Genomic DNA, 22,676 nt, shown 5'->3' on the forward strand with positions numbered 1-22,676 from the left:
GGTGATGCACACGCCCCGCAACTGGATCGCCATTGCCAGCGCCGAGCACGCGCGGATCGGACGCGATCACGAGCCTGTCGGCTTCATGCAGGTCGGGCACGGCAAGGGCGCGCCGCTGAAGCGCATCGCGCCCGGCGATCGGGTTGCCTACTACGCGCCCGCCACGGTTTTCGGCGGCACGGACAAACTGCAAATCTTCGTCTCGATCGGCGTCGTGCAGCCTGGCGAACCGTACCTGGCCGACATGATGGGCAACGGCTTCGTGCCATGGCGGCGCGATGTACGCTACGCGACCGCGCGCGAGGCACCGATCGCGCCGCTGATCGAAGCCTTCGATTTCGTGGAAGACCCGAAGCGCTGGGGCGCGAAGTTCCGCTTCGGGTTGTTCGAGATCGACGCACACGACATGAGACTGATCGCCGATGCCATGCGCGCCGACGTGAAGTCTCTGAACATCATCTGAATCAGGGAATAGAACACATGGAACCCGTCCGCAAAACCCAGGCGGCCTTCGCAGTTGCGGGCCCGTCCGTGCGCACGACGAACCGCGAGGAGAGCGATCCCGCGACCGGGCGCATCCCTGCGCTCTGGGGGCGCTTCTTCGCCGAGAACGTCATGGGGCAGACGCCGCATCGGGACAGTGCGGACCTTCGCAACTTCGGTGTCTACTCCGCCTACGAATCAAATGCGCAAGGCGCCTTCGACGTGACGGCGGGCGTCGCCGTGACGCAAGGCGCGACCGTCAACATCGAGGCCGGCGACTACCTGGTGTTCGACGCCAGCGGCCCGATGCCACAGGCAGTGATCGATGCATGGTCGCGCGTCTGGCAATACTTCGAAGCGCACCCCGAACTACAGCGCCGCTACCGCACCGACTTCGAGGCCTACACCAGCCCGATCTCTGCTGCGGTTTACATCGGTGTGGAATGAACCGAATGCGAGGGCACCGTTGAACGCCTGGAGGAAAAACTGGCAAAGCAGGCTCGCCAAGTATCCGCACCTGCCCAACGTGAAGCCCATTCCCGAGGCGATGCGCGCACGCCGCGGCCAAGGCACGATCGCCACGCCCTCGCCCCAGGAAGTCGAAGCCGCCATGCGAGGCGTGCTTGAAGGCCGGCTCGCCACCGTGTTCGGCATCGGCGAAGACATTGCGGCGCGTCACGGCGCGACGATCGGCTGCACGGTGATCACGGCAATCTTTTCGCATCTGGTGGCGCATGCCGTCGAGGAAGCGCATGGCACGACCCCCTCGTGGCGCACCCTGAAGATCGGCGGTGAACTCAACCCGAAGTACCCCGGCGGCATCGAAGCGCAGATAAGCAAGCTCGAAGCCGAAGGCCACACCATCGTGCAACGCGGCAAGCGCTACCTCGTCGAAGACTTCGAGAAAAAGCTCATCTGATGCGGCGCGCCGACCGGCTCTTCCAGATCGTCCAGTTGATTCGCGGCCGTCGACTCACGACTGCCGCCTTCCTGGCGCGGCGCCTCGAAGTGTCGGAGCGCACCGTGTACCGCGACGTCGCCGACTTGCAGCATCAAGGCGTGCCGATCGAGGGAGAAGCAGGTGTCGGCTATCGGCTCGGCGCTGGCTTCGAGCTGCCTCCGCTGATGTTCACGCAGGACGAGGCCAGTTCACTGGTTGCCGCGGCACGCCTCGCGCAAAGCTGGGTCGACCCGGCCATGGCGCGCGACATCGAAGCCGCGTTCGGAAAGATCCTCTCGGTGCTGCCGCCCGCGGCACGCGTGTCGGCCGAAGCCATCGCCCTTTACGCACCGGCGCTTGCGCTGGACGACGCAACGCGGGCACGGCTTCAGACCCTGCGCGAGGCCGTGCACTCGCATCACAAGTTGCGGCTCGTCTACCGTGACGTGAACGATGCGGCCAGCGAGCGCACCGTGCGTCCGCTCGGTTGCTTTTACTGGGGCAAGGTCTGGACGCTCTCGGCCTGGTGCGAATTGCGCAATGACTTTCGCGGCTTTCGGGTCGATCGCATCGACGGTCTCGAAGTGCTGCCAGAGCGCTTTCGCGACGAGGCCGGCAAGACGCTGGCCGATCTCTTGCGCAAGGTGCGCGCGGAACGCGCCGCGACCCTGAATCAATGAAGGCGCCCGACGAAGGCGCTCGGGAGTTCACGGTGCGCGTAGAGACTCAAGAATCTACGAGCCCGCGTGATGCCCACGTAGAACAGGTTTTCCTCTTCCAGCGGCGTTCCGGTCGGGCCCGGAAACTCGCCTTGGCGCAGGTACGGCAGCGCCACATGGTCGAACTCGAGCCCCTTGACCGACGCCACGTGCGCCAGGACCACCCGGGCCGGCGCGACACGCAACCCGCGCAGCTTGACCTCGGATTCGTTCAGGCTCAGGAAGAAGTCCGCCGGCGTTGCGAAGCGGTCGGCCAACTGCATCAACCCCAGCAGGTTTCCTTGCACTTCTTCGCGTCGCTCGCCTTCCACAAAGACACCGATCGCGAGCAGATCGAGCCGCAGTGCATCCATCACGCGGGCCAGCAAGCGAGGACCTGACTCAGATTGCACGACACGCACGGCGTTGCGCAGCCGGTTCGCGACCATTGGGGTTACGCCCTTGAGCACCTGGTTCTCGAAGAAATCGCGAAGGATCAGCGGGTTGTCGCAGACAGCGTCGACGGCCCGCTTCAACAACTCGCGCTGCGACAGGTGATCCAGACCTGCGGCCCGGATGTTCACGTCGCAGAAAAAAACAAACGCCTCCACCACCTTGCGCCGCGTCTGCGGGTCGTCGATGCTGTCGAACCTGTCGGTCGCCACAGCCAGCAATCCGCGGATCAAGAGAATCTCCGGACGCATGAGGTAACTGTCGAATCCGCGCGACACGTATGGAATGCTGGCTGCGAGCAATGCGTTTTCCAGCGCGACGGACTGGGACGGATGCCTCAGCAACACGGCAAAGCCAGAGAGCTTTTCACGCGAAGAAGCCCATTGCCTGATCGCATGCACGATCTGGTTTTCGCAACTGTCTGCTTCGGCATCATCCGCATAGCCGTGCGTGGCCACTTTGGTCGCATGCGCGCTGCCGGACACGCATGGCTTGCGCTTGAACCGCGAAACAGCCTTCGCCAGCGTGGCGTCGAAACGAAAGCTCGACGTCAGCGCAAGGCGCTTGATTCGTCGCGTGCCGCGCCGCTTGATCTCGCCTTGCAGAAACTTCGAATCCGCCCCCGCCGCCGAATAGATCACCTGGTCGACGTCGCCCACGCCGCAGAAAAAGCAGTTGGCCTCCAGCAGGCGGGTGAGGATGACGTTCATCGCCTGGTTCATGTCGTGCATTTCGTCGACAAGCAGCACGCGAACACGCTCCGGCCATGCCTTGAGGTTTGCGGGCAGTTCGTCTTTCAGGATGAGCGCGGCGAGGTCGTAGGTCGCGTCAAAGGCGCCCCGGAACGTGGGGTAGTCGAGATGCCAGGGCTGTCGGATCTGTTCGTACGCTTTGAACACACGCAAGTGCGTGTAGCTGCAGCCGAGCGAGGCGGCAAGCTCCGGCGTGATTGGGCTGTCGCCATGGTCCAGGGCCAGCAACATCCGGCCCTTCAGGCTGTGATCCACGCGCAGGAAGGACTCAACGGCCGAGTTGTCGCCCAGCGACGGAATCTGCAACTCGGCGCGACAGCGCTCGCCTTCGTCCTTTGCAATCGCCTCGATGGCATCCCATACGGTCGCCTTCAGCGATTCCGCAGTCGGCCGGGTCGGAACCACGCCGCCATCGACCTCGGCGAGCACTGCCCGCGCAAATGATTCAAATGTCTCGATGCGGAATTGCCGGACAACTGCTGCAGGCACGCCAATCTTGCTCAACGCCGCAGCGAGCGCATCGCGTGCAGTGGCCGTGTACGTCAGCGCCATGCAGTTCGCAGGCGGAACACCGCGCGACCACGACTCTGCCATGCGCAGCGCCAGCGTAGTCGTCTTCGCGGCGCCCGCATTGGCCTCGACAAGAATCGTGTTGTCGACGGCCGTCTGTATTGCCAACTGCTCTTGCGTCGGCGCGATATTCTTGGGAATGAACTTGGCGGCGCTCGCACCATCGCCGTTGGAGGCTGCCGACATGGCCAAAAGACCTAGAAGTCGTGCCCGCCGCCCATCAGGTTCTCGAACTTGGTGAGCGGCTTCAGGAAGGCCAGCTTCACCGTGCCGGTCGGGCCGTTACGGTGCTTGCTGATGATCACTTCCGCCACGCCGGGCTCCTTGGAGTCCTTGTTGTAATAGTCGTCGCGGTAGATGAACATGATCAGGTCAGCATCCTGTTCGATCGCACCGGACTCGCGCAAGTCGCTCATCATGGGGCGCTTGTCGGTGCGGCTTTCCACCCCGCGGCTCAGCTGCGACAGCGCGATCACCGGGCACTTGAGTTCCTTTGCCAGCATCTTCAGGCCGCGCGAGATTTCGCCGACCGCGGTGGCGCGGTTCTCGTCGTTCATCGCGCTCGATACGCTCATGAGCTGCAGGTAGTCGACCACGATCAGGCCGAGCTTGCCGTACTGCCGCGCGAGGCGGCGCGAGTTGGCACGCAGTTCGCTGGTGGTAAGGCCGGGCGTCTCGTCGATGTGCAGAGAGATGGTGCGCAGCTTCTCGATCGCCTCGGTCAGGCGCGGCCATTCCTCGTCGGTGAGCTTGCCTGTGCGCAAGTGTCCCTGGTCGATGCGGCCGATCGAGCCAACGATACGCACCGCCAGTTGCGAAGCGCCCATTTCCATCGAGAACACGGCCACCGGCAGGCCTTCATTAAGCGCCACATGCTCGGCAATGTTGATCGCGAGCGAGGTCTTTCCCATGGACGGACGCGCGGCCAGCACGATCATGTCGCCCGCCTGCAGGCCCGACGTCATCTTGTCGAACTCGTCGAAGCCGGTGCGGATGCCGGTGATGTCGTTCGGGTTGTCGGCCATCTCGGTCACGCGGTCGAGCAGTTCGACCACGAGCGAGTCCATGCTCTGGAAGCCCTGCTTGCCGCGCGAGCCTTCCTCGCCGATGTGGAAGATCTTCTGCTCGGCCTCGTCGAGGATCTTGTCGACCGGCTTGCCTTGCGGGTTGAACGCGTTGGTTGCGATCTCGTCGGCCGCGCTCACCAGCTTGCGCAGGATCGAGCGCTCGCGAACGATCTCCGCATAGCGGCGAATGTTGCTCGCGCTCGGCACGTACTGCGCAAGCGAGTTGAGATATGTCAGGCCGCCCATCTCGTCGGACTTGCCCAGGCTTTGCAGGTTCTCGAATACCGTGATCACGTCAGCGGCCTTGCTGGCGTTGATCAGGGTGCTGATCGCCGTGAAGATCAGCTTGTGTTCGTAGCGGTAGAAGTTACCTTCGTCGAGCAGGTCGGCCACCCGGTCCCACGCACCGTTGTCGAGGAGCAAGCCGCCAAGCACGCTCGACTCGGCCTCGATCGAATGCGGCGGGATGCGCAGTTGTGCGACTTGGCGGTCGTCCGACGAGTCATTGTCGGCATAGGAGAAAACGGCGGACATGGAATTCCTTGCAACCGTGCATGCTACGGCGCACGGACGGTCGCGTCATTGGATAACGCTGTGGATAAACAGTGGGATTTCGGTGGAGCGCAAAGGACAACTTGCGCGTCCCAAAACAAAGGCCGCCCGAAGGCGGCCTTTGGTTCGAAGCCACCCGAAGGCAGCCCCCTTCTTGCAGCGTTCAGGCGGTTTCGCCGTACACGGTGACGGTGATGTCGACCACCACGTCGGTATGCAGCGCCACGCTCACCGTGCTGTCGCCAACGACCTTGATCGGGCCATTGGGCATGCGAACTTGCGACTTCACGACCTTGTAGCCTTGCTTGTTCAGCTCGTCGGCGATGTCGTGGTTGGTGACGGAGCCGAACAGGCGGCCATCGACGCCAGCCTTTTGCGTGAGCTTGACGGCAGTGCCGTTGAGCTTTTCGCCCTGGGCTTGCGATTCGGCCAGCTTGGCAGCGGCAGCCTTTTCGAGTTCGGCGCGCTTTGCGGCGAATTCGGCCTTGTTGGCTTCGGTCGCACGACGGGCGCGGCCCGACGGGATCAGGAAGTTGCGGGCGTAGCCGTCCTTGACCTTGACGATGTCGCCAAGGGCGCCGACGTTGACGACCTTGTCCAGAAGAATGATTTGCATGGTGTCTGGCTCCTTAGACGCGGTGCTGGTCGCTGTACGGCACCATCGCAAGGAAGCGTGCGCGCTTGATGGCGGTGTTGAGCTGGCGCTGGTAGATCGCGCGCGTGCCGGTCAGCCGCGCGGGGATGATCTTGCCGTTTTCACTGATGAAGTCGCGCAACGTGTCGATGTCCTTGTAGTCGATCTCTTCGACGCCGGCGACGGTGAAGCGGCAGAAGCGCTTGCGCTTGAACAGCAGCGACTGGGTGTTGCGCTTCGGGCGCTTGTCTTTGTTGAATTTCTTGAACGTGGCCATGGTTGGACCTCTGAAAAATTAATCTTGCTGAAAATCCTGGATGTGCAGAACTGGGTGCTTGCCGTTGCCCGGGGTGGCCAGGAATCCCTGGAACAACCAGAGACTTCCCATCGCCTGTCTTGCGAGCCGCTCGGCGATTGCGCCGAACGCCACGGCCTTGAGGGCCGCCTTGACCTGCCTTGGTTTGCCGGCCTCTTCGACAGTCGACTCGTGTTCGAGCTTCAGGTCGATGGCTGGCAATCCGGCAGGCGTGTATCGCAAGGTTCCGAGTTCGGCAACGCAGGCAGTCAGGAGGACCCGATTGGCTGCGGCAACCTTCACGCCATCAGTTGTTGTTGGCGGCAGCGTATTCGGCCTGTTGAGCCTTGCGGGCTTCTTCGCGCTCGACCGTCTTCATCATCGACGAAGGCGCGGTGTCGGCCTTCTTCTTCTGGACAGTGAGGTGGCGCAGCACGGCGTCGTTGAACTTGAACGCGTGTTCCAGTTCAGCCATCACAGCCTGTTCGGCTTCGATGTTCACGCACAGGTAGTGAGCCTTGTTGAGCTTGTTGATCTGATAGGCCAGCTGGCGACGGCCCCAGTCTTCAACGCGGTGGATCTTGCCGCCGCCGGCCGTGATCAGGCCCTTGTAACGCTCCAGCATGGCCGGAACTTGCTCGCTCTGATCCGGGTGGATCAGCAAAATGATTTCATAGTGACGCATGGCACTCCTTGTGGATCTTCCCGGGGGGAAGGAATTAAGCCACCCGCAGTGTGCGAAGCGGTGTGGCAAGGCAAAGCCGATCATTATAGCCCGGTTCCGGCGAACTTGGCTGGCCGCGTCAGCCGCTGAGCGCCCGGTCGAGTTCGGCCGCCTTCTCCGGACCGACGGCAGCGCGGATTTTGGGTGCCAGGGCCAGCAGTTCCTCGTAGCTGGTCGTGCCTTCGACCGCCAGGTTGAGCCTGAACCCGCGCAGCCCCAAGCTGCCAGAGAGGCGCGTCGCGATCGGATAGGCGTCCTTGTAGCGGTCCTGGGCGGAACGGGCCCCACTGCTCGCCTGGGTGGCGGCAACGATTGGCGCGGGAGCGCGGGTTGCCGCCGCTGCAGCCACAGATGGCAGTGCTGCCAGTGCGAGCAGTGCGGGCTCTTGCGAGAAGCCGTTCACCGCTTTCAACATGCCGAGCGAGACCATCTCTTCGAGGTCTTCGCGCGCAATGTTCATGCCGGCGGCCTGCACTTCTTCAATGGTGCGCTTGCCGTCACAGAGGAAGAATGCCGAGCGCTGGCGGGGCGCGAGCCGGATCGTCCGGTCCCTGAACGCCTGTTGCCCGGCTTCGGTCTTCACAAGAATCATGGCTGTCCCTCACACGAATTGCTCGCGGGAGCCGTTGCATGGGTCTTGCGCCCCTGGCAAATCGGCAGACTTCCACCCTGCTCGCATGGAAGTCTGACACCAAACTGGCAACAAGTTGCAAATAGACACAATCTGACGGGAAAATTACCGACGCGATGTGACCGATTGCGTAGCGCGGGCGACACGGCGGCCGCTCACGCAGCCCGGATTGCCCGGGCTGCTTCTTTTCACCTAGCGTCAGCGCGCAGCAAGCTGCTGCCAGGTCTCGATCACGCTGTCAGGGTTGAGCGAGATCGACTCGATGCCCTGCTCGGCCAGCCACAACGCGAAGTCGGGATGGTCGCTGGGGCCCTGGCCGCAGATGCCGACGTACTTGCCCTGCGTCTTGCAGGCCTTGATCACGCGGCTCAAGAGCGACTTGACGGCCGGGTCGCGCTCGTCAAAGTCGGCGGCGAGCAGTTCGAGGCCGGAGTCGCGGTCCAGGCCCAGCGTGAGCTGGGTCAGGTCGTTGGAACCGATCGAGAAGCCGTCGAAGAACTGCAGGAACTCGTCGGCCAGGATGGCGTTGCTGGGCACTTCGCACATCATGATGAGCTTGAGTTCGTTTTCGCCGCGCTTGAGGCCTTCGGCAGCAAGCAGCCCGGTAACGCGCTCAGCCTGGCCCAGCGTGCGCACGAACGGCACCATGATCTGCACGTTGGTCAGGCCCATTTCGTTGCGCACGCGGCGCAGCGCCTCGCATTCCATCAGGAAGGCATCGCGGAACTCTTCGCTGACGTAGCGCGCGGCGCCCCGGAAACCCAGCATCGGGTTTTCCTCTTCCGGCTCGTAGCGGGAGCCGCCGATCAGCTTGCGGTATTCGTTCGACTTGAAATCGGACAAGCGCACGATCACCGGCTTGGGCCAGAAGGCCGCGCCGATGGTCGCGATGCCCTCGGCCACCTTGTCGACGTAGAAAGCGCGCGGCGATGCGTGGCCGCGCGCCACCGATTCCACCGCCTTCTTCAGGTCCGCGTCGACATTCGGATAGTCGAGGATGGCCTTGGGGTGCACGCCGATGTTGTTGTTGATAATGAACTCCAGACGGGCCAGGCCCACGCCGTGGTTCGGCAACTGCGCGAAGTCGAATGCGAGTTGCGGGTTCCCGACGTTCATCATGACCTTGAGGTCGATCGACGGCATCTCGCCGCGGATGACCTCGGTCACTTCGGTCTCGAGCAGGCCGTCGTAGATGAAGCCGGTATCGCCCTCGGCGCAACTCACCGTGACCAGCGTGCCTTCCTTCAGCAGTTCGGTCGCGTCGCCGCAGCCGACCACGGCCGGAATGCCGAGTTCGCGCGCGATGATGGCTGCGTGGCAGGTGCGCCCGCCGCGGTTGGTGACGATGGCGGAAGCGCGCTTCATTACCGGCTCCCAGTTCGGGTCAGTCATGTCCGTGACCAGGATGTCGCCAGCCTGCACCTTGTCCATTTCGCTGATGTTGTGCACCAGTCGCACCGGACCTGTGCCGATCTTCTGGCCGATCGCGCGGCCTTCGGCCAGCACGGCCCCCTTGCCGAGCAACTTGTACCGCTGCTCGGCCTTGCCCTGCTGCTGGCTCTTCACCGTTTCAGGACGCGCCTGCAGGATGTAGAGTTGGCCGTCGGTGCCGTCCTTGCCCCATTCGATGTCCATCGGCCGGCCATAGTGTTCTTCGATCACCAGTGCGTACTTGCCCAACTGCTCGACATCGGCATCGGTCAGCGAATAGCGGTTGCGCTGTTCGGCCGGCACGTCGGTGGTCTTGACCAGCTTGCCCGTGGCCTTCTTCTCTTCGGGCGTTGCGAATTCCATCTGGATCAGCTTGGAGCCGAGGTTGCGGCGGATCACCGAGCGCTTGCCGGCCTTGAGCATCGGCTTGTGCACGTAGAACTCGTCGGGATTCACGGCGCCCTGCACCACCGTCTCGCCCAGGCCGTAGCTGGAGGTGATGAACACCACGTCTTCGAAACCAGATTCGGTGTCGATCGTGAACATCACGCCGGCGGCGCCGAGGTCGGAGCGCACCATGCGCTGCACGCCCGCCGACAGCGCGACCACGTCGTGCGCGAAGCCCTTGTGCACGCGGTAGCTGATCGCGCGGTCGTTGTAGAGGGAGGCGAACACCTCCTTCATCTTGTGCAGCACGTCGTCGATGCCGACCACGTTCAGGAAGGTCTCCTGCTGGCCGGCGAAGGATGCGTCGGGCAGGTCTTCGGCCGTGGCGGACGAGCGCACCGCGAAGCTGGCCTGCGGGTTGCCGGCGCTCAGCGTGGCGAAGGCATCGGCAATGGCTTTCTGCAGGTCGGCCGGAAATGGTTGGGCTTCGACCATCGCGCGGATCTCCGCACCGGCCGCGGCCAGGGCACGCACGTCTTCCGTGTCGAGTGCGGCGAGGCGCTTGCTGATCTTGTCGGCCAGGCCGTCATGTGCCAGGAACTGGCGGAACGCATGGGCCGTGGTCGCGAAGCCGGTGGGCACCCGCACGCCTTGCGGCAGTTGGGAAATCATCTCGCCGAGACTGGCGTTCTTGCCGCCGACCGACTCGACGTCGGTCATTCTCAGGTTCTCAAACGGAACGACCAGGGCGGTCGCTTCAAAGAGTGCAGACATGGGAAAGCTCCAGAAGTTAAAACCGTTGTGCCATGCATCCAGCGCCGCACGATCGTTGTCGTTGCTTGGGGTGTCGTAGCTGAAGGCATGGGGATGAAATCAGGCGCGGGGAAAGAGATTCCCCATAATTGGACTGAATTGTAGGCGCCGCCCCGTTTTTGCGCGCCGCAACACAAGGCGGCCCTTCATGCACACGCGCACAGTTTTCTTTGTTTCAGACGGCACAGGCATCACGGCCGAGACCTTCGGCAACGCGGTCCTGGCCCAGTTTGAAATAACGCCACGCCACGTCCGGCTCCCGTTTACCGACACAGTCGACAAGGCGCACCAGGCCGTCCGGCGCATCAATCACACGGCGGAAATCGAGGGGCAGCGGCCCATCGTCTTCACGACTTTGGCCAACATGGATGTGCTCGAAGTCATCGAGACCGGCTGCAAGGGCATGCTGCTCGACATGTTCGGCACCTTCGTGCGACCGCTGGAAATTGAACTGGCGATGAAGTCGAACCACCGCATCGGCCGCTTCAGCGACGTGAGCAAGAGCAAGGAATACGACGCCCGCATCGCGGCGATCGACTTCAGCCTGCAGCACGACGACGGGCAGAGCAATCGCGATCTCGATGGGGCGGACGTGATCCTGGTCGGCGTGAGCCGCAGTGGAAAGACGCCAACCTCGCTGTACCTGGCCATGCAGCATGGGCTGAAGGCGGCGAACTACCCGTTGATTCCGGAAGACTTCGACCGGCGTCAATTGCCTCCCGCCTTGTTGCCGCACAAGAAAAAAATCTTCGGACTCACGATCCAGCCCGAGCGGCTGGCGCAGATCCGGAACGAGCGGCGACCGAACTCGCGCTATGCAAGCATCGAGAACTGCCGCCACGAGATTTCCGAAGCCGAGGCGATGATGCGGCGCGCCGGCATCCGGTGGCTGTCGACGACGACCAAGTCGATCGAGGAGATCGCTACGACGATCCTTCAGGAACTGCGTCCGGAGCGGCTGACGTACTGATTGAAGCGCCCTCTCCGCTCAGCGCCCTCTGCGCTCAGCCGAACAGATATCTTGGCATCGAGGCCGATCACCGAGGTTGAAGCGAGCGGCGGCTTCGACAGGCCCGACAGCAGGTCGTACTTCGCCGTCTTGTCGACGTGCTCCAGCGTAAAGGCGTGACGCTGGTCGGCGTTGGGCGTGAGGATGACCTTGGCCAACAGGCCCTGGTTCTTGTCGCGCTCCGGATTGGGCGCAGTGCGGTCGGTGTTGCGCGAGTAGTTCTCGCCCATATTCTCGAGTTCGTGGGCACGGCTCGCCGTGGCCGACACGAGCCACTGCACGGTGTCGCTCGGCTTGCCCGCCAGCGTGAGCCCGGTGTTCCAGCCGTTGTCGTCGCCGCTGTATGCGATGCTGGCGCTGCCGCCGAAGGTCTTGCCGTCGCGAAGATACGAGGACGGGTCACGCGTGATGAAGTTGACCAGGCCCGCCAGGCCATCGGAGCCAGACAACACCGACACTGGACCCTTGATGATCTCGATGCGTTCGACCAGGTTGATGTCGAAGTAGTCGCGCCCGAATGCATTGGCGCTGAATGCGTAGCTGCGCGGCGTGCGGACGCCGTCGGTCAGCAGCAGCACGCGGTTGCCGTCGAGCCCCGGATGGTGAAGCCGGCGTTGCCGTCGCGCCCCGTATTTCCGAGGGCCAGCCCGAAGCGGGCGGGCGCGCGCTTGACCGACATATTGGGCTCATCACGCACGACGTCGCGGATATCGTTGATCTGCTCCGACTCGATCGTCTTTCGATCGATCACCTCAACGGTCGCGGCCAGGTCGTCCTTGTTCTGCTCCGAACGCGTGGCGCTGACCACCATTTCCTTCAGCACGGGAGGACGCGCGCTGTCCTGTGCCGAGGCGCCGGCAGCATAGCCGCACGCGATCAGCAAGGTCAGGGCGCGAAGACGGAATACGCGGGCGCAATGAGGAGGCACGTGAGATCCAGAGAACAGTTGTGTCGAGGACTGCTCGCTGGACCGCGCGCGGATGCGCGCCGTGGACTGGCTGGCGGTGAATCGGGCAAAAGTACCCGGGTCGCCAATTATATGATTCGCATTTAAGACGTCGTCTCGACTGCGATTTCCGGCACTGGCGCCGATTCTTCCGCCGGTGCCGACGTACGAATCAAGTAGTCGAACGCGCTCAGCGCCGCCTTCGCGCCCTCGCCCGCCGCGATGATGATCTGCTTGAACGGGACCGTCGTCACGTCGCCCGCTGCAAACACGCCAGGCACTGACGTCTGGCCCTTGGCGTCGACAACGATTTCGCCATGCTTCGACAACTCGACCGTGCCCTTCAACCAGTCGGTGTTGGGCACCAGGCCGATCTGGATGAACACGCCCTCGAGCGGCACCGTGCGCAGTTCGCCGCTCGCACGATCCTTGAAAACCAGGCCATTGACCTTCTGGTCCCCGGTAATCTCGGTGGTCTGCGCATTGGTGAACACCTCGACGTTCTTCAGGCTCTTGAGCTTGCGCTGCAGCACTGCATCGGCACGCAACTGCTTGTCGAATTCGACTAGCGTCACATGGCCCACGATTCCGGCCAGGTCGATCGCCGCTTCGACGCCCGAGTTGCCTCCGCCGATCACCGCGACGCGCTTGCCCTTGAACAGCGGGCCGTCGCAGTGCGGGCAATAGGCGACACCCTTGTTCTTGAACTCGTGCTCGCCCGGCACGTTGATGTTGCGCCAGCGAGCGCCGGTCGAGATGACGACCGAGCGACTTCTCAGCGACGCGCCGCTCTCGAGTTGAACTTCGATGAATTCCCTGCCCGGCACCAGCGCCTTGGCGCGCTGCAGGTTCATGATGTCGACGTCGTAGTCCCGCACGTGCTCTTCGAGCGCATGCGCGAACTTCGGTCCTTCGGTTTCCTTGATCGAAATGAAGTTTTCGATGCCCATGGTGTCCAGCACCTGGCCGCCAAAGCGCTCCGACGCGACGCCAGTGCGAATGCCCTTGCGCGCCGCGTACACGGCTGATGCCGCGCCCGCAGGCCCGCCGCCGACGATCAGCATGTCGAATGGCTCCTTGCCGGCAATCTTCTTCGCTTCGCGCTCGACGCCGCTGGTGTCGATCTTCGCCAGGATTTCTTCCAGACTCATGCGACCTTGGCCGAATTCGGTACCGTTCAGGAATACGGTCGGCACCGCCATCACCTGGCGTTCCTTCACCTCCTGCTGGAAGGTGCCGCCCTCGATCATCGTGGTGCGGATGCGCGGGTTCTGAACCGCCATCAGGTTCAGCGCCTGGACCACGTCCGGGCAGTTGTGGCAAGTGAGCGAAACGTAGATCTCGAATTCGAAATCGCCATCGAGCGCACGAATCTGGTCGAGCACAGCCTGCTCGACCTTGGGTGGGTAGCCGCCGACCTGCAGCAAGGCAAGGATCAGCGACGTGAATTCATGGCCCATCGGCAAGCCGGCAAAACGCGGTCCGTGGTTTTCGCTCGGGCGGTTGATCGAGAACGACGGCTTGCGATGGGTGTCGTCGCGGCTCTCGCTCAGCTTGACCAGCGCCGACGAATCAGCCACGTCCTTCAACAGCGAAAGCATGTCGCTCGACGCCTTGCTGTCGTCGAGCGAGGCGACGATCTCGATGGGCTGGGTAGCGCGGTCGAGATAGCTTTTGAGCTGGGCTTTGGTGGCGGCATCGAGCATGAAAATCTCACTTTCGGGAACGGGGAGGAGCAAAAAAGCCCGGGGCCAGGAGCGCACCCGGGCTTTGGCCAGCGGGGCTTTAGATCTTGCCGACCAGGTCGAACGACGGCTTGAGGGTTTCGGCGCCTTCCGTCCACTTGGCGGGGCAGACTTCGCCCGGGTGGGCGGCCACGTATTGCGCAGCCTTCACGCGGCGCAGCAGTTCGGCGGCGTCGCGGCCGATGCCGTTGTCATGCACTTCGATGGTCTTGATCTTGCCTTCGGGGTCGATCACGAAGGTGCCGCGGTATGCGAGGCCGGCGTCTTCGCCTTCTTCGATCATCACCTGGAAGGCGCGGGCCAATTGGCCGCTCGGGTCGCCGACGAGGGGGTACTGCACCTTGCGGATCGTGTCCGACGTGTCGTGCCAGGCCTTGTGCGTGAAGTGCGTATCGGTCGACACGCCGTAGATCTCGACGCCGAGCTTCTGGAATTCTGCGTAGTTGTCGGCCAGGTCACCCAGTTCGGTCGGGCAGACGAAAGTGAAGTCTGCCGGATAGAACACCACGACCGACCACTTGCCCTTGAAGTTCTCGTTGCTCACCGGCACGAACTTGCCGTTGTGGTACGCGGTGGCCTTGAAGGGAATGATTTCGGTGTTGATAAGAGACATGCCTGTTCCTTGCAATGGAGACGTGAATTGAAAAGGGTGAGCCATGAGTATACATATTGAAAATCACAATTTAATAGTACATAGCTATCAATCGAATCCGCCAAGGCTATGGCTACCGCCAATCAATGCGAACGCTTATCGCCATCAAACGCATGCAGACCGCAAAGACGGGGGCTTGCCTTGCACCACGGGTGAACCACCTTGCACAATTGCCTGTTCACAATAAGGAAAAAATCATGAAGGGCGACCCTCAAGTCATCGAACACCTGCAAGCGCAGCTCAAGAACGAGCTGACGGCCATCAACCAGTATTTCCTGCACTACCGCATGCTGAAGCACTGGGGCCTCGACAAGCTCGCCAAGAAGGAATACGAAGAATCCATCGGCGAAATGAAGCACGCCGACTGGCTCATGGACCGCATCTTCACGCTCGACGGCCTGCCCAACCTGCAGGACCTCGGCAAGCTGAACGTCGGCGAAGACGTGCCTGAAATCCTCGCGTGCGACCTGAAGAGCGAGACCAGCGCGCAAGCCACCATCAAGGCCGGCATCGCTCACAGTGAATCGGTGCGCGACTATGTCTCGCGCGACCTCCTGCAGAAGATCCTGGACGACACCGAAGAGCACATCGACTTCCTCGAAACCCAGATCGACCTGGTGGAAAAGGTCGGCCTGCAGAACTACCTGCAAAGCCAGATGGGCGAAGTCGGCTGAGTCCGAGGATCAACTGGCAATACGCTATGCGCCACAGGGGCTTCGGCCCCTTTTTTGCGCCTCGACTTTACATGTAAATAGCATTCATTCGCATTTGTGTCGCTAGAATCGAGGGCTCCTCCCTTCTCCGGACCCGATTTCAGCGTGATGAGTGGCCCCTCCGATAACCGCCGCCGAGCCTACTGGCTCAAGACCCTGCACGAGTGGCATTGGGTCAGTTCGGCGGTCTGCCTGATCGGGCTGCTGCTCTTTGGCATCACGGGGTTCACGTTGAATCACTCCGCGCAAATCGAGGCACGGCCGGTCGTGCAAGCGCGGCGCGGCACAGTAGAAGGGCCGCTGCTTGCCAAACTCGAAGCACAGGTTGCGCAAGTGAAGCAGCAAGCCAGAGGCAAGGCTGTGCTGCCACCCGATTTGCAAGACTGGGTGCGCGAGCGCTGGGCCATCGACACAGCAGGCAAGCAGGCCGAATGGTCGGATGACGAGATTTACCTCTCGCTTCCCCGCCCCGGCGGGGATGCCTGGCTGCGCCTGAACCTGGGTGACGGCGAGATCGAATACGAGCGCACCGACCGCGGCTGGCTCTCCTACTTCAACGACCTGCACAAGGGCCGCAATACCGGCGTCGCCTGGAGCTGGTTCATCGACATCTTTGCAGCGGCGACGCTGGTCTTCTCGATCACCGGATTGTTCATCCTGAAGATGCACGCGGGCAATCGCCCCTTCACCTGGCCGATCGTCGGAATGGGCCTGGTGATTCCGATGCTGCTCGCCCTGCTCCTGATCCATTGAAATCATCAAGAGAAACGAGGCTGCCTTGTGAACGTCCGTTATTCCCTCGCGCTCGGCGCACTGTTTGGCGCGCCAGCCTTTGCAGCCGGTCTTGGCGTGAGCATCGAAGTGCCGCGCCTGAATGTGGCCGAGTACCACCGGCCTTATGTGGCCGCCTGGATCGAGCGCGCCGACAACACGGTCGCGGCCACGCTCGGCGTCTGGTACGACATCCGTACCAAGACGAACAGTCCCGAGGGCGAAGGTACCAAGTGGCTGAAAGACCTGCGCCAATGGTGGCGCCGCGGGGGACGAGAACTGACGGTACCGGTGGATGGCATCACGGGAGCGACCAGGCCCGCCGGCACGCACCAGATCAACGCGAACGAAGGCTCGGCAGCCTTGCCCAAGCTGGCGCCGGGCGCCTACAAGTTCGTAGTCGAGGCTGCGCGCGAACAGGGTGGCCGCGAGGTCGTGAGCATTCCATTCCAGTGGCCACCGACCTCCGCCCAGCCCCTGGCCGCGGCAGGCAAGGACGAGCTCGGCGCCGTCAAGCTCGAACTCAAGCCGTGACGGGCGCTTTCGACCCACCACAGATCAACGGAGTCACTCATGAAGACATCCCTGCTTGCCATCGCCTTCACAGCGGCACTGGGCAGCGCCCAAGCGCACAACGCGTGGCTGTTGCCATCGACCACCGTGCTGTCGAAGGGCGATATTGTCACCGTGGATGCGGCCGTATCGAACGACTTGTTCGTGGCCAACCACAATGCATTGCGGCTCGAAGGACTGCAGATCACCGCCCCTGACGGCAGCAACATCAAGCCCGAGAGCGAAGCCAAGCTGAAGCAGCGCAACGTGTTCGACGTCAACGTCGTGCAGTCAGGCACTTACCGTATCGCAGTCCTCAACGCCGGCATCTTCGCGGCATGGAAAGACAAGGCCACGGGACAGCAGAAGCGTGCGCGCGGCACCGCAGAGACCATCGGCAAGGAAATCCCCGGGGATGCACAGGAAGTGAGCATCACGCAGTCGTTGGGCCGCATCGAGACTTTCGTGACGGTCGGCAAGCCTTCGCCGCTCAGGCCGATCGGACAGGGCCTGGAGCTGATCTCCACAGGCAGCCCGACCGACCTGGTCAAGGGCGAGAAGGCCACCTTCACGATCCACCTCGATGGCCAGCCCGCAAAAGACCTTGACGTCACCGTGACCGCGGGCAACACGCAGTACCGCGACAAGCTCGATGAATTAAAAGTCAAGACCGACGGCAAGGGCCAGTTCAGCGTGACCTGGCCGACCGCTGGCATGTACTGGCTCGACGTCAACACCCGGGACAACAAGACCTCCGTGCCGCAGGCGAAAGAGCGCCGCCTGAGCTATGCGGCAACCCTGGAAGTGATGCCCTGAATTCGCGGCCTTCATTTGCGACTTGGCGCGCGGGCGGCTATGCCAACGTCGCCGCGGCACGCCGGCCGGATCCAGCCGCGCTGCACCAGTTGGCAGGCCGCACCATGGGCACGACCTGGTCGGTGCGCTTCGACAACCCGCGCATGCTGGCACTCGCCTCGGTTCGCGTGGCGGTGGAAGCCGCTCTCGCACAGGTGACCGCGCAGATGAGCCATTGGCAAGAAGACTCGGACCTGAGCCTCTATGGTCGCGCACGTCCCGGCACCGTGCATACGCTGGCGCCCGAGTTCGCCGAAGTGTTGGCGTGCGCATTGCACTGGGCACGCGCCAGCGGAGGTGCACTGGACCCGACAATCGGGCCGTTGGTCGCACTGTGGGGCTTCGGACCCGATGCGATCGACGAAGTCCAGATGCCAACGCCCGCAGCCATTCGAGCAGTGCAGGCGCGCTGTGGCTGGGAGCGCCTTCGATTCAACCCGACCGCCCGGACGCTGTCGCAGCCCGGTGGCCTGACGCTGGACTTCTCCGGCATCGCCAAGGGCTTCGCGGTCGACCGCGTCCTCCATGGCTTGCGAGCGCTTGGCCTGGAAGACTTGCTGGTCGAGGTCGGCGGTGAACTGCGAGGCCTCGGGCGTCGCCCGGGCGGAACGCCCTGGACCGTGCAGATCGCCGCGCCCGACGACGCCAGCACGCCTTCGCGCACGATCGCGCTCACCGACATTGCCGTCGCCACTTCCGGCGACCGCTGGCACCAACGCGAACACAGCGGTCGCCGCTGGTCGCACACGATCGACCCGCGTACCGGCGAACCCGTCGGCAACGCACTGGCCTCAGTGACCGTGTTGCACGCCGAATGCATGCACGCCGATGCACTGGCCACCGTGCTCACGGTGCTAGGGCTGGCGGACGGCCTGGCGTTTGCCGACGCGCACGGCGTTGCGGCGCTGTTCTTCGAGCGCACGAACGACGGGTTGGCCTTGCACACCTCGCGCGCATGGCAATGAGCATCGATGCGATTCGCGGTGCCGCGGCGGCGGCCACGGTGCTCGGCTACGCAGCCTTGTGCGGCGCGATCTGGTGGCGCGAGCGACGCCGGCGTACCTCCATCCAGGCCGATGCCAACGCGCTGGCTGGCCATGGCACGTCGCCGGCGCTCGTGCTGTTCGGCACGCAGACCGGGCAATCCGAAGCGCTCGCGTGGCAAACCGCCAGAGCCTTGCATTCACGTGGCCTGCCGGTGCGTGTGCTGTCGCTCAATTCACTCGATGCCGACATGTTGCGCGCGACCCCACGCGCCCTGTTCGTCGCCAGCACCTACGGCGAAGGTGATGCACCCGATGGGGCAAGCCTGTTCGTCGAGAAGCTCATGGCAGGCATCAACGCCCTGCCCTCATTGCGCTATGCCGTGTTGGCACTCGGCGATCGGCAGTACCAGAACTTCTGCGGCTTCGGTCGACAACTCGACGAGTGGCTCCACTCGAACGGCGCGACGCGCGAGTTCCCGCGGATCGAAATGGACAATGCCGATCCCTCGGCGCTCGCGCAATGGAACAGCCGGTTGGGACTTGCCGGGAACGGCGAAGAAGAAGTCAAGCGTCCCTTCGCACACTGGCAGTTGTCGAAGCGCGAGTTGCTCAATCCGGGCAGCGTCGGCGGTGAAATCCACCGCCTTGTGCTGACGCCGCCATCCGGCAACCTGCCCGCCTGGCAATCCGGAGACCTGGTCCAGATCGAAGCACCAGACGACCCGACGCGCCCACGCGAATATTCAATTGCGTCGATTCCCACGGACGGCGGCATTGAACTGCTGATACGCCAGGAACGGCACGCAGACGGCGGGCTCGGCCTTGCCTCAGGCTGGCTCACCGTTGCCCTTTCACCGGGCGACCTCGTGCCCTTGCGCATCAAGCCCCACGCCAATTTCCGATTGGGCAGCAATGCGACGCGGCCTTTGCTGCTGGTCGGAAACGGCACGGGTCTCGCTGGCCTGCTCAGCCACTTGCGCGCCCGTGCCGCGACCGGCGAAGGCGACAACTGGCTGCTTTTCGGCGAGCGCAATGCGGCGCACGACTGGCTGGCTCGCGACGAGATGGAAGCCTGGCAGTCCTCCGGCCTGCTGCATCGGCTCGACATGGTGTTTTCGCGCGACCAGCCCGGGCAGTTCTACGTGCAACACCGCCTGCTTCAGGCCGCCGATGACGTCGTTGCATGGATCGATCGCGGTGCCGCCATCTACGTTTGCGGCAGCCTGGAAGGCATGGCCAGCGGCGTGGATGCGGCGTTGCGCCAAGTCACCGGCCCGGATCGGTTTGCCGCGCTCGTAGCGGCCGGGCGCTACCGGCGCGACGTGTATTAGGACTGCGCATGTAAACGCCATGGTGTCTGTATGGCAACGCCAGCACGCGAAATCGTAAGGAAATTGCTGCAACATGAACGAAATATGAATGCGATTGGTTATCATTTGAGCTGAAGCGCTTCCGCTTCCCCGCTCACCCAGCCAAATCTGCTTGCCGCCCCGTGGCCGCGCAATGCCAGACCCGCCAGTCGAGACGATTTCCCCTTCTGCATCGGAGTCCTTTCTCATGGCGTACATCAAGAGTCGCAAGCACGCGGTCGCGCGTTCCGTTCCCCCGTTGGGCAGCGTTGCCGCCGCCACCCTCGTCGCCTTTGCCCTGCCCGCCGGCGCCCAGACGCAGCCCAGCACACTGAAAGAAATTCAGGTCCAGGGTGTCGCCGCCGCGGACTACAAGGCCGACACGTCGGCGAACCCCAAGTTCACCGCCCCGTTACTCGAAACACCGCAAACCGTGCAGGTGATCAAGGAACAGATCCTGCGCGAGCAAGGCGCCACCACGCTGACCGAAGCCCTGCGCAACACACCCGGCGCGGGTGCCTTCTACCTTGGCGAAAACGGCAACACCAGCACCGGCGACTCGATCTACCTGCGCGGCTTCGACACCTCCAGCAGCATCTTCGTCGACGGCATTCGCGACCTTGGCACCGTGTCGCGCGACCTCTTCAACATCGAGCAAGTCGAAGTGGTCAAGGGCGCAGCCGGCGTCGACATCGGCCGTACAGCGCCGACCGGCTACATCAACATGATCGCGAAGAAGCCGCAGACGCAAGACAGCTTCTACGGCTCGCTCGGCTACGGCAGCGGCGACTACAAGCGCGGCAGCATCGATTGGAACAAGTCGCTGACCGGAGAAAACGGCATTGGCGCCGCCTTCCGCCTGAATGCACTGGCCGAAGACACCGGCGTGGCCGGGCGCGACTTCGTGAGGAACAAGCGTTGGGGCATTGCGCCTTCGCTGGCATTCGGCCTGAATTCGCCAACGCGCGTGTACCTCGACTACGTGCATATCGACCAGAACAACATTCCGGACGGCGGCGTATCCACCGTCGGTCTGCCTGGCTACACCAACCCTGATCCAATCGCGCTCGGCGCGCGCCGCCGCACCTTCCTGAACTTTGCACAGCCGGTCGACTCAAGCAACTTCTACGGCACCAGCTCCGACTTCGACAAAGTGCAGTCGGACATGTTCACTGCGCGTATCGAACACGACTTCACATCCGACCTGAAGCTGCGCAACACCACGCGCTACGGCAAGACGACACAGGACTACATGCTGACGTCGTTCCAGGCTGGCGGCCTGACGGCGACGGGTACGGTGCCTGCTGTGACCGCTGGCTTCCTGGCCACGCCGAACCCGGCCAATCCGCTGACCTGGACGGTGAGTCGAAATATTCCGACCAACAAGAACCAGGAGAACACGATCCTGGTGAACCAAACCAACCTCAGCGCGAAGTTCAACACAGGTTCGTTCAGTCACTCGCTGAACGCAGGCCTCGAGCTGACGCGCGAAGAGCAACAGGCGCTCGGCTATTTCGGCCCTGCGGCAACGTTCAACGGCCGCCCGGTCAACAACGGCTTCTGGCCCGCCGCCAACCTCTACGCGCCCCAGCCGTACGTGACGGGCTACACCCGCCTGCGCAGTGGCGCCGACAGCGACGGCACGACCTCCACCGTCGCTGGATATGTGTTCGACACCATGAAGTTCAACGAGCAATGGTCGCTCACCGGCGGGCTGCGCTACGAACACTACAACACGGACTACAGCGCGGCGACGCTCTCGACCGCGACCACCTTCCCGTCGCTGCCCGTGGGTACGCTGGTCCCCACCAACCTGGGCGTGTCGGACAACCTGCTCACCGGCAAGATCGGGCTGGTCTACAAGCCGGCCAGCAACGGCAGCATCTACGCCGGCTACAGCAACGGCGCCCAGCCTCCTGGCGGCTCCAACTTCGCGCTGGCTGCGGCTGGCGCCGGCAACAGCACAGGGCGCACCGACTTCCTGCCCCAAAAGGCGGAGACCTATGAAGCGGGCACCAAGTGGGATCTGCTGAACAACAAGCTCTCATTGACCGCCGCGCTGTACCGCACCAACGTGAAGAACGAAGTGGTGCAAGACGGAACCAATCCGAATTTGTATTACCAGATCGGCAAGAAGCGCGTTCAGGGCATCGAGTTGGGCCTGGCCGGCGCAATCACCAACGCGTGGGGCGTGAGCGCCGGCTTCACGACGCAGGACACCAGCGTCGACGGCTCCAACAACACACTGGACAGGATCACCGTGGTCGCCTACACGCCGAAGAACGCCTTCAGCGCCTGGACCACCTACGTGTTCCCATTCGGCCTGACGATCGGGGGCGGCGCGCGCTACAACGGCAAGCTCACCCGGGGATACGACGCTGCGGTCGGCACGCCGGCCTACGTGGACGCCTACTGGGTGTTCGATGCGATGGCCTCGTACCGCATCAGCAAGAACCTTGACATCCAACTCAACATCTACAACCTGACCGACAAGCAGTACGTCGCGTCCATCAACAAGAGCGGCTACCGCTACTTGCCGGGTGCGCCGCGTTCTGCGCGCATCACGGCCAACGTCGCGTTCTGACGTGGCGCAACTTGTCGCGCCGATGCGGTGCGACACTCTGGCCCCGGCTTCACCACCGGGGCCTTTTCCTTGCGAGGTATCTCC

General features: G+C 63.2%; 22 protein-coding genes and 1 pseudogene. 12 read left to right on the top strand and 11 right to left on the bottom strand.

Going from position 1 to position 22,676, the window contains the following annotated elements; genetic code table 11:
• The first annotated feature begins 4 nt into the window (after nt 1-4).
• The 4 genes from WKW80_RS24685 (at nt 5) to WKW80_RS24700 (ending at nt 2,103) form a co-directional block, all read left to right on the top strand.
• Nucleotides 5-463, top strand: a complete 459-nt coding sequence (locus tag WKW80_RS24685; RefSeq protein WP_340366216.1) for an EVE domain-containing protein — start codon at nt 5-7, stop codon at nt 461-463.
• Nucleotides 464-480: 17 nt separating this feature from the next.
• Nucleotides 481-930, top strand: coding sequence for a GyrI-like domain-containing protein (locus WKW80_RS24690; RefSeq protein ID WP_340366217.1), 450 nt, complete (start codon nt 481-483; stop codon nt 928-930).
• Nucleotides 931-1,009: 79 nt separating this feature from the next.
• A complete protein-coding gene (locus tag WKW80_RS24695; protein ID WP_340366218.1) occupies nt 1,010-1,402 on the top strand; it encodes an MGMT family protein in 393 nt (130 codons plus the stop codon).
• The gene (locus WKW80_RS24700; protein WP_340366219.1) at nt 1,402-2,103 is read left to right on the top strand and encodes a helix-turn-helix transcriptional regulator; all 702 of its coding nucleotides are present in this window, start codon (nt 1,402-1,404) and stop codon (nt 2,101-2,103) included. The genes WKW80_RS24695 and WKW80_RS24700 overlap by 1 nt, the downstream gene beginning before the upstream one ends.
• Here the strand turns inward: WKW80_RS24700 and WKW80_RS24705 are convergent.
• From WKW80_RS24705 to ppsA, 8 genes are all read right to left on the bottom strand, one after another.
• Nucleotides 2,097-4,082: a UvrD-helicase domain-containing protein gene (locus WKW80_RS24705; protein WP_340366220.1), complete on the bottom strand. Its 1,986-nt coding sequence runs from the start codon at nt 4,080-4,082 to the stop codon at nt 2,097-2,099. The genes WKW80_RS24700 and WKW80_RS24705 overlap by 7 nt on opposite strands.
• A gap of 11 nt (nt 4,083-4,093) precedes the next feature.
• A complete protein-coding gene (dnaB, locus tag WKW80_RS24710; protein ID WP_340366221.1) occupies nt 4,094-5,497 on the bottom strand; it encodes a replicative DNA helicase in 1,404 nt (467 codons plus the stop codon).
• A gap of 181 nt (nt 5,498-5,678) precedes the next feature.
• Nucleotides 5,679-6,131 carry a 50S ribosomal protein L9 gene (gene rplI / locus WKW80_RS24715; protein ID WP_340366222.1) on the bottom strand — a complete coding sequence of 151 codons (453 nt, stop codon included), beginning with the start codon at nt 6,129-6,131 and terminating at the stop codon, nt 5,679-5,681.
• A gap of 13 nt (nt 6,132-6,144) precedes the next feature.
• Nucleotides 6,145-6,426, bottom strand: a complete 282-nt coding sequence (gene rpsR, locus WKW80_RS24720; RefSeq protein WP_007830781.1) for a 30S ribosomal protein S18 — start codon at nt 6,424-6,426, stop codon at nt 6,145-6,147.
• Nucleotides 6,427-6,444: 18 nt separating this feature from the next.
• A complete protein-coding gene (gene priB / locus WKW80_RS24725; protein ID WP_340366223.1) occupies nt 6,445-6,747 on the bottom strand; it encodes a primosomal replication protein N in 303 nt (100 codons plus the stop codon).
• 4 nt (nt 6,748-6,751) lie between these two features.
• Nucleotides 6,752-7,129, bottom strand: a complete 378-nt coding sequence (gene rpsF / locus WKW80_RS24730; RefSeq protein ID WP_340366224.1) for a 30S ribosomal protein S6 — start codon at nt 7,127-7,129, stop codon at nt 6,752-6,754.
• A gap of 118 nt (nt 7,130-7,247) precedes the next feature.
• Nucleotides 7,248-7,760 carry a hypothetical protein gene (locus WKW80_RS24735; RefSeq protein WP_340366225.1) on the bottom strand — a complete coding sequence of 171 codons (513 nt, stop codon included), beginning with the start codon at nt 7,758-7,760 and terminating at the stop codon, nt 7,248-7,250.
• A 237-nt stretch (nt 7,761-7,997) separates the two neighbouring features.
• Nucleotides 7,998-10,391 carry a phosphoenolpyruvate synthase gene (gene ppsA, locus WKW80_RS24740; protein WP_340366226.1) on the bottom strand — a complete coding sequence of 798 codons (2,394 nt, stop codon included), beginning with the start codon at nt 10,389-10,391 and terminating at the stop codon, nt 7,998-8,000.
• 187 nt (nt 10,392-10,578) lie between these two features.
• Between ppsA and ppsR the strand changes: the two genes are divergently transcribed.
• Nucleotides 10,579-11,400, top strand: a complete 822-nt coding sequence (gene ppsR, locus WKW80_RS24745; RefSeq protein WP_340366227.1) for a posphoenolpyruvate synthetase regulatory kinase/phosphorylase PpsR — start codon at nt 10,579-10,581, stop codon at nt 11,398-11,400.
• Here the strand turns inward: ppsR and WKW80_RS24750 are convergent.
• The 3 genes and pseudogenes from WKW80_RS24750 to ahpC all read right to left on the bottom strand — a co-directional run bounded on the left by WKW80_RS24750 (nt 11,367) and on the right by ahpC (nt 14,743).
• Nucleotides 11,367-12,250: pseudogene (locus tag WKW80_RS24750) on the bottom strand (TonB-dependent receptor plug domain-containing protein). The gene ppsR and the pseudogene WKW80_RS24750 overlap by 34 nt on opposite strands.
• Before the next feature lie 239 nt (nt 12,251-12,489).
• Complete coding sequence (ahpF, locus tag WKW80_RS24760) at nt 12,490-14,091, bottom strand: alkyl hydroperoxide reductase subunit F (RefSeq protein WP_340366230.1); 1,602 nt, start codon at nt 14,089-14,091, stop codon at nt 12,490-12,492.
• Nucleotides 14,092-14,170: 79 nt separating this feature from the next.
• Complete coding sequence (ahpC, locus tag WKW80_RS24765) at nt 14,171-14,743, bottom strand: alkyl hydroperoxide reductase subunit C (RefSeq protein ID WP_340366231.1); 573 nt, start codon at nt 14,741-14,743, stop codon at nt 14,171-14,173.
• Nucleotides 14,744-14,979: 236 nt separating this feature from the next.
• On the opposite strand from ahpC, the gene bfr reads away from it, so the two are divergent.
• The 7 genes from bfr (at nt 14,980) to WKW80_RS24800 (ending at nt 22,592) form a co-directional block, all read left to right on the top strand.
• Nucleotides 14,980-15,456, top strand: coding sequence for a bacterioferritin (bfr, locus tag WKW80_RS24770; RefSeq protein ID WP_340366232.1), 477 nt, complete (start codon nt 14,980-14,982; stop codon nt 15,454-15,456).
• A gap of 147 nt (nt 15,457-15,603) precedes the next feature.
• Complete coding sequence (locus WKW80_RS24775; RefSeq protein ID WP_340366233.1) at nt 15,604-16,248, top strand: PepSY-associated TM helix domain-containing protein; 645 nt, start codon at nt 15,604-15,606, stop codon at nt 16,246-16,248.
• Nucleotides 16,249-16,275: 27 nt separating this feature from the next.
• Nucleotides 16,276-16,800 carry a DUF2271 domain-containing protein gene (locus WKW80_RS24780; RefSeq protein ID WP_340366234.1) on the top strand — a complete coding sequence of 175 codons (525 nt, stop codon included), beginning with the start codon at nt 16,276-16,278 and terminating at the stop codon, nt 16,798-16,800.
• Between the two features lie 39 nt (nt 16,801-16,839).
• On the top strand, nt 16,840-17,634 hold the full coding sequence (locus WKW80_RS24785; protein ID WP_340366235.1) for a DUF4198 domain-containing protein: 795 nt from the start codon (nt 16,840-16,842) through the stop codon (nt 17,632-17,634).
• A gap of 104 nt (nt 17,635-17,738) precedes the next feature.
• Nucleotides 17,739-18,638: an FAD:protein FMN transferase gene (locus WKW80_RS24790; protein WP_340366236.1), complete on the top strand. Its 900-nt coding sequence runs from the start codon at nt 17,739-17,741 to the stop codon at nt 18,636-18,638.
• Nucleotides 18,629-19,990, top strand: coding sequence for a sulfite reductase subunit alpha (locus WKW80_RS24795; RefSeq protein ID WP_340366237.1), 1,362 nt, complete (start codon nt 18,629-18,631; stop codon nt 19,988-19,990). The genes WKW80_RS24790 and WKW80_RS24795 overlap by 10 nt, the downstream gene beginning before the upstream one ends.
• Before the next feature lie 226 nt (nt 19,991-20,216).
• Nucleotides 20,217-22,592: a catecholate siderophore receptor Fiu gene (locus WKW80_RS24800; protein ID WP_340366238.1), complete on the top strand. Its 2,376-nt coding sequence runs from the start codon at nt 20,217-20,219 to the stop codon at nt 22,590-22,592.
• The last annotated feature ends 84 nt before the right edge of the window (nt 22,593-22,676 follow it).

Origin of the sequence: Variovorax humicola, from assembly GCF_037889915.1 — a bacterium.
GTDB lineage: Bacteria > Pseudomonadota > Gammaproteobacteria > Burkholderiales > Burkholderiaceae_C > Variovorax > Variovorax humicola.

Coding starts and splice junctions, on each gene's coding strand:
- WKW80_RS24685 (WP_340366216.1), top strand. CDS start 5: ATGCACACGCCCCGCAACTGGATCGCCATTGCCAGCGCCGAGCACGCG.
- WKW80_RS24690 (WP_340366217.1), top strand. CDS start 481: ATGGAACCCGTCCGCAAAACCCAGGCGGCCTTCGCAGTTGCGGGCCCG.
- WKW80_RS24700 (WP_340366219.1), top strand. CDS start 1,402: ATGCGGCGCGCCGACCGGCTCTTCCAGATCGTCCAGTTGATTCGCGGC.
- WKW80_RS24705 (WP_340366220.1), bottom strand. CDS start 4,082: ATGTCGGCAGCCTCCAACGGCGATGGTGCGAGCGCCGCCAAGTTCATT.
- dnaB (WP_340366221.1), bottom strand. CDS start 5,497: ATGTCCGCCGTTTTCTCCTATGCCGACAATGACTCGTCGGACGACCGC.
- rplI (WP_340366222.1), bottom strand. CDS start 6,131: ATGCAAATCATTCTTCTGGACAAGGTCGTCAACGTCGGCGCCCTTGGC.
- rpsR (WP_007830781.1), bottom strand. CDS start 6,426: ATGGCCACGTTCAAGAAATTCAACAAAGACAAGCGCCCGAAGCGCAAC.
- rpsF (WP_340366224.1), bottom strand. CDS start 7,129: ATGCGTCACTATGAAATCATTTTGCTGATCCACCCGGATCAGAGCGAG.
- WKW80_RS24735 (WP_340366225.1), bottom strand. CDS start 7,760: ATGATTCTTGTGAAGACCGAAGCCGGGCAACAGGCGTTCAGGGACCGG.
- ppsA (WP_340366226.1), bottom strand. CDS start 10,391: ATGTCTGCACTCTTTGAAGCGACCGCCCTGGTCGTTCCGTTTGAGAAC.
- ppsR (WP_340366227.1), top strand. CDS start 10,579: ATGCACACGCGCACAGTTTTCTTTGTTTCAGACGGCACAGGCATCACG.
- ahpF (WP_340366230.1), bottom strand. CDS start 14,091: ATGCTCGATGCCGCCACCAAAGCCCAGCTCAAAAGCTATCTCGACCGC.
- ahpC (WP_340366231.1), bottom strand. CDS start 14,743: ATGTCTCTTATCAACACCGAAATCATTCCCTTCAAGGCCACCGCGTAC.
- bfr (WP_340366232.1), top strand. CDS start 14,980: ATGAAGGGCGACCCTCAAGTCATCGAACACCTGCAAGCGCAGCTCAAG.
- WKW80_RS24775 (WP_340366233.1), top strand. CDS start 15,604: ATGAGTGGCCCCTCCGATAACCGCCGCCGAGCCTACTGGCTCAAGACC.
- WKW80_RS24785 (WP_340366235.1), top strand. CDS start 16,840: ATGAAGACATCCCTGCTTGCCATCGCCTTCACAGCGGCACTGGGCAGC.
- WKW80_RS24790 (WP_340366236.1), top strand. CDS start 17,739: ATGGGCACGACCTGGTCGGTGCGCTTCGACAACCCGCGCATGCTGGCA.
- WKW80_RS24795 (WP_340366237.1), top strand. CDS start 18,629: ATGGCAATGAGCATCGATGCGATTCGCGGTGCCGCGGCGGCGGCCACG.
- WKW80_RS24800 (WP_340366238.1), top strand. CDS start 20,217: ATGGCGTACATCAAGAGTCGCAAGCACGCGGTCGCGCGTTCCGTTCCC.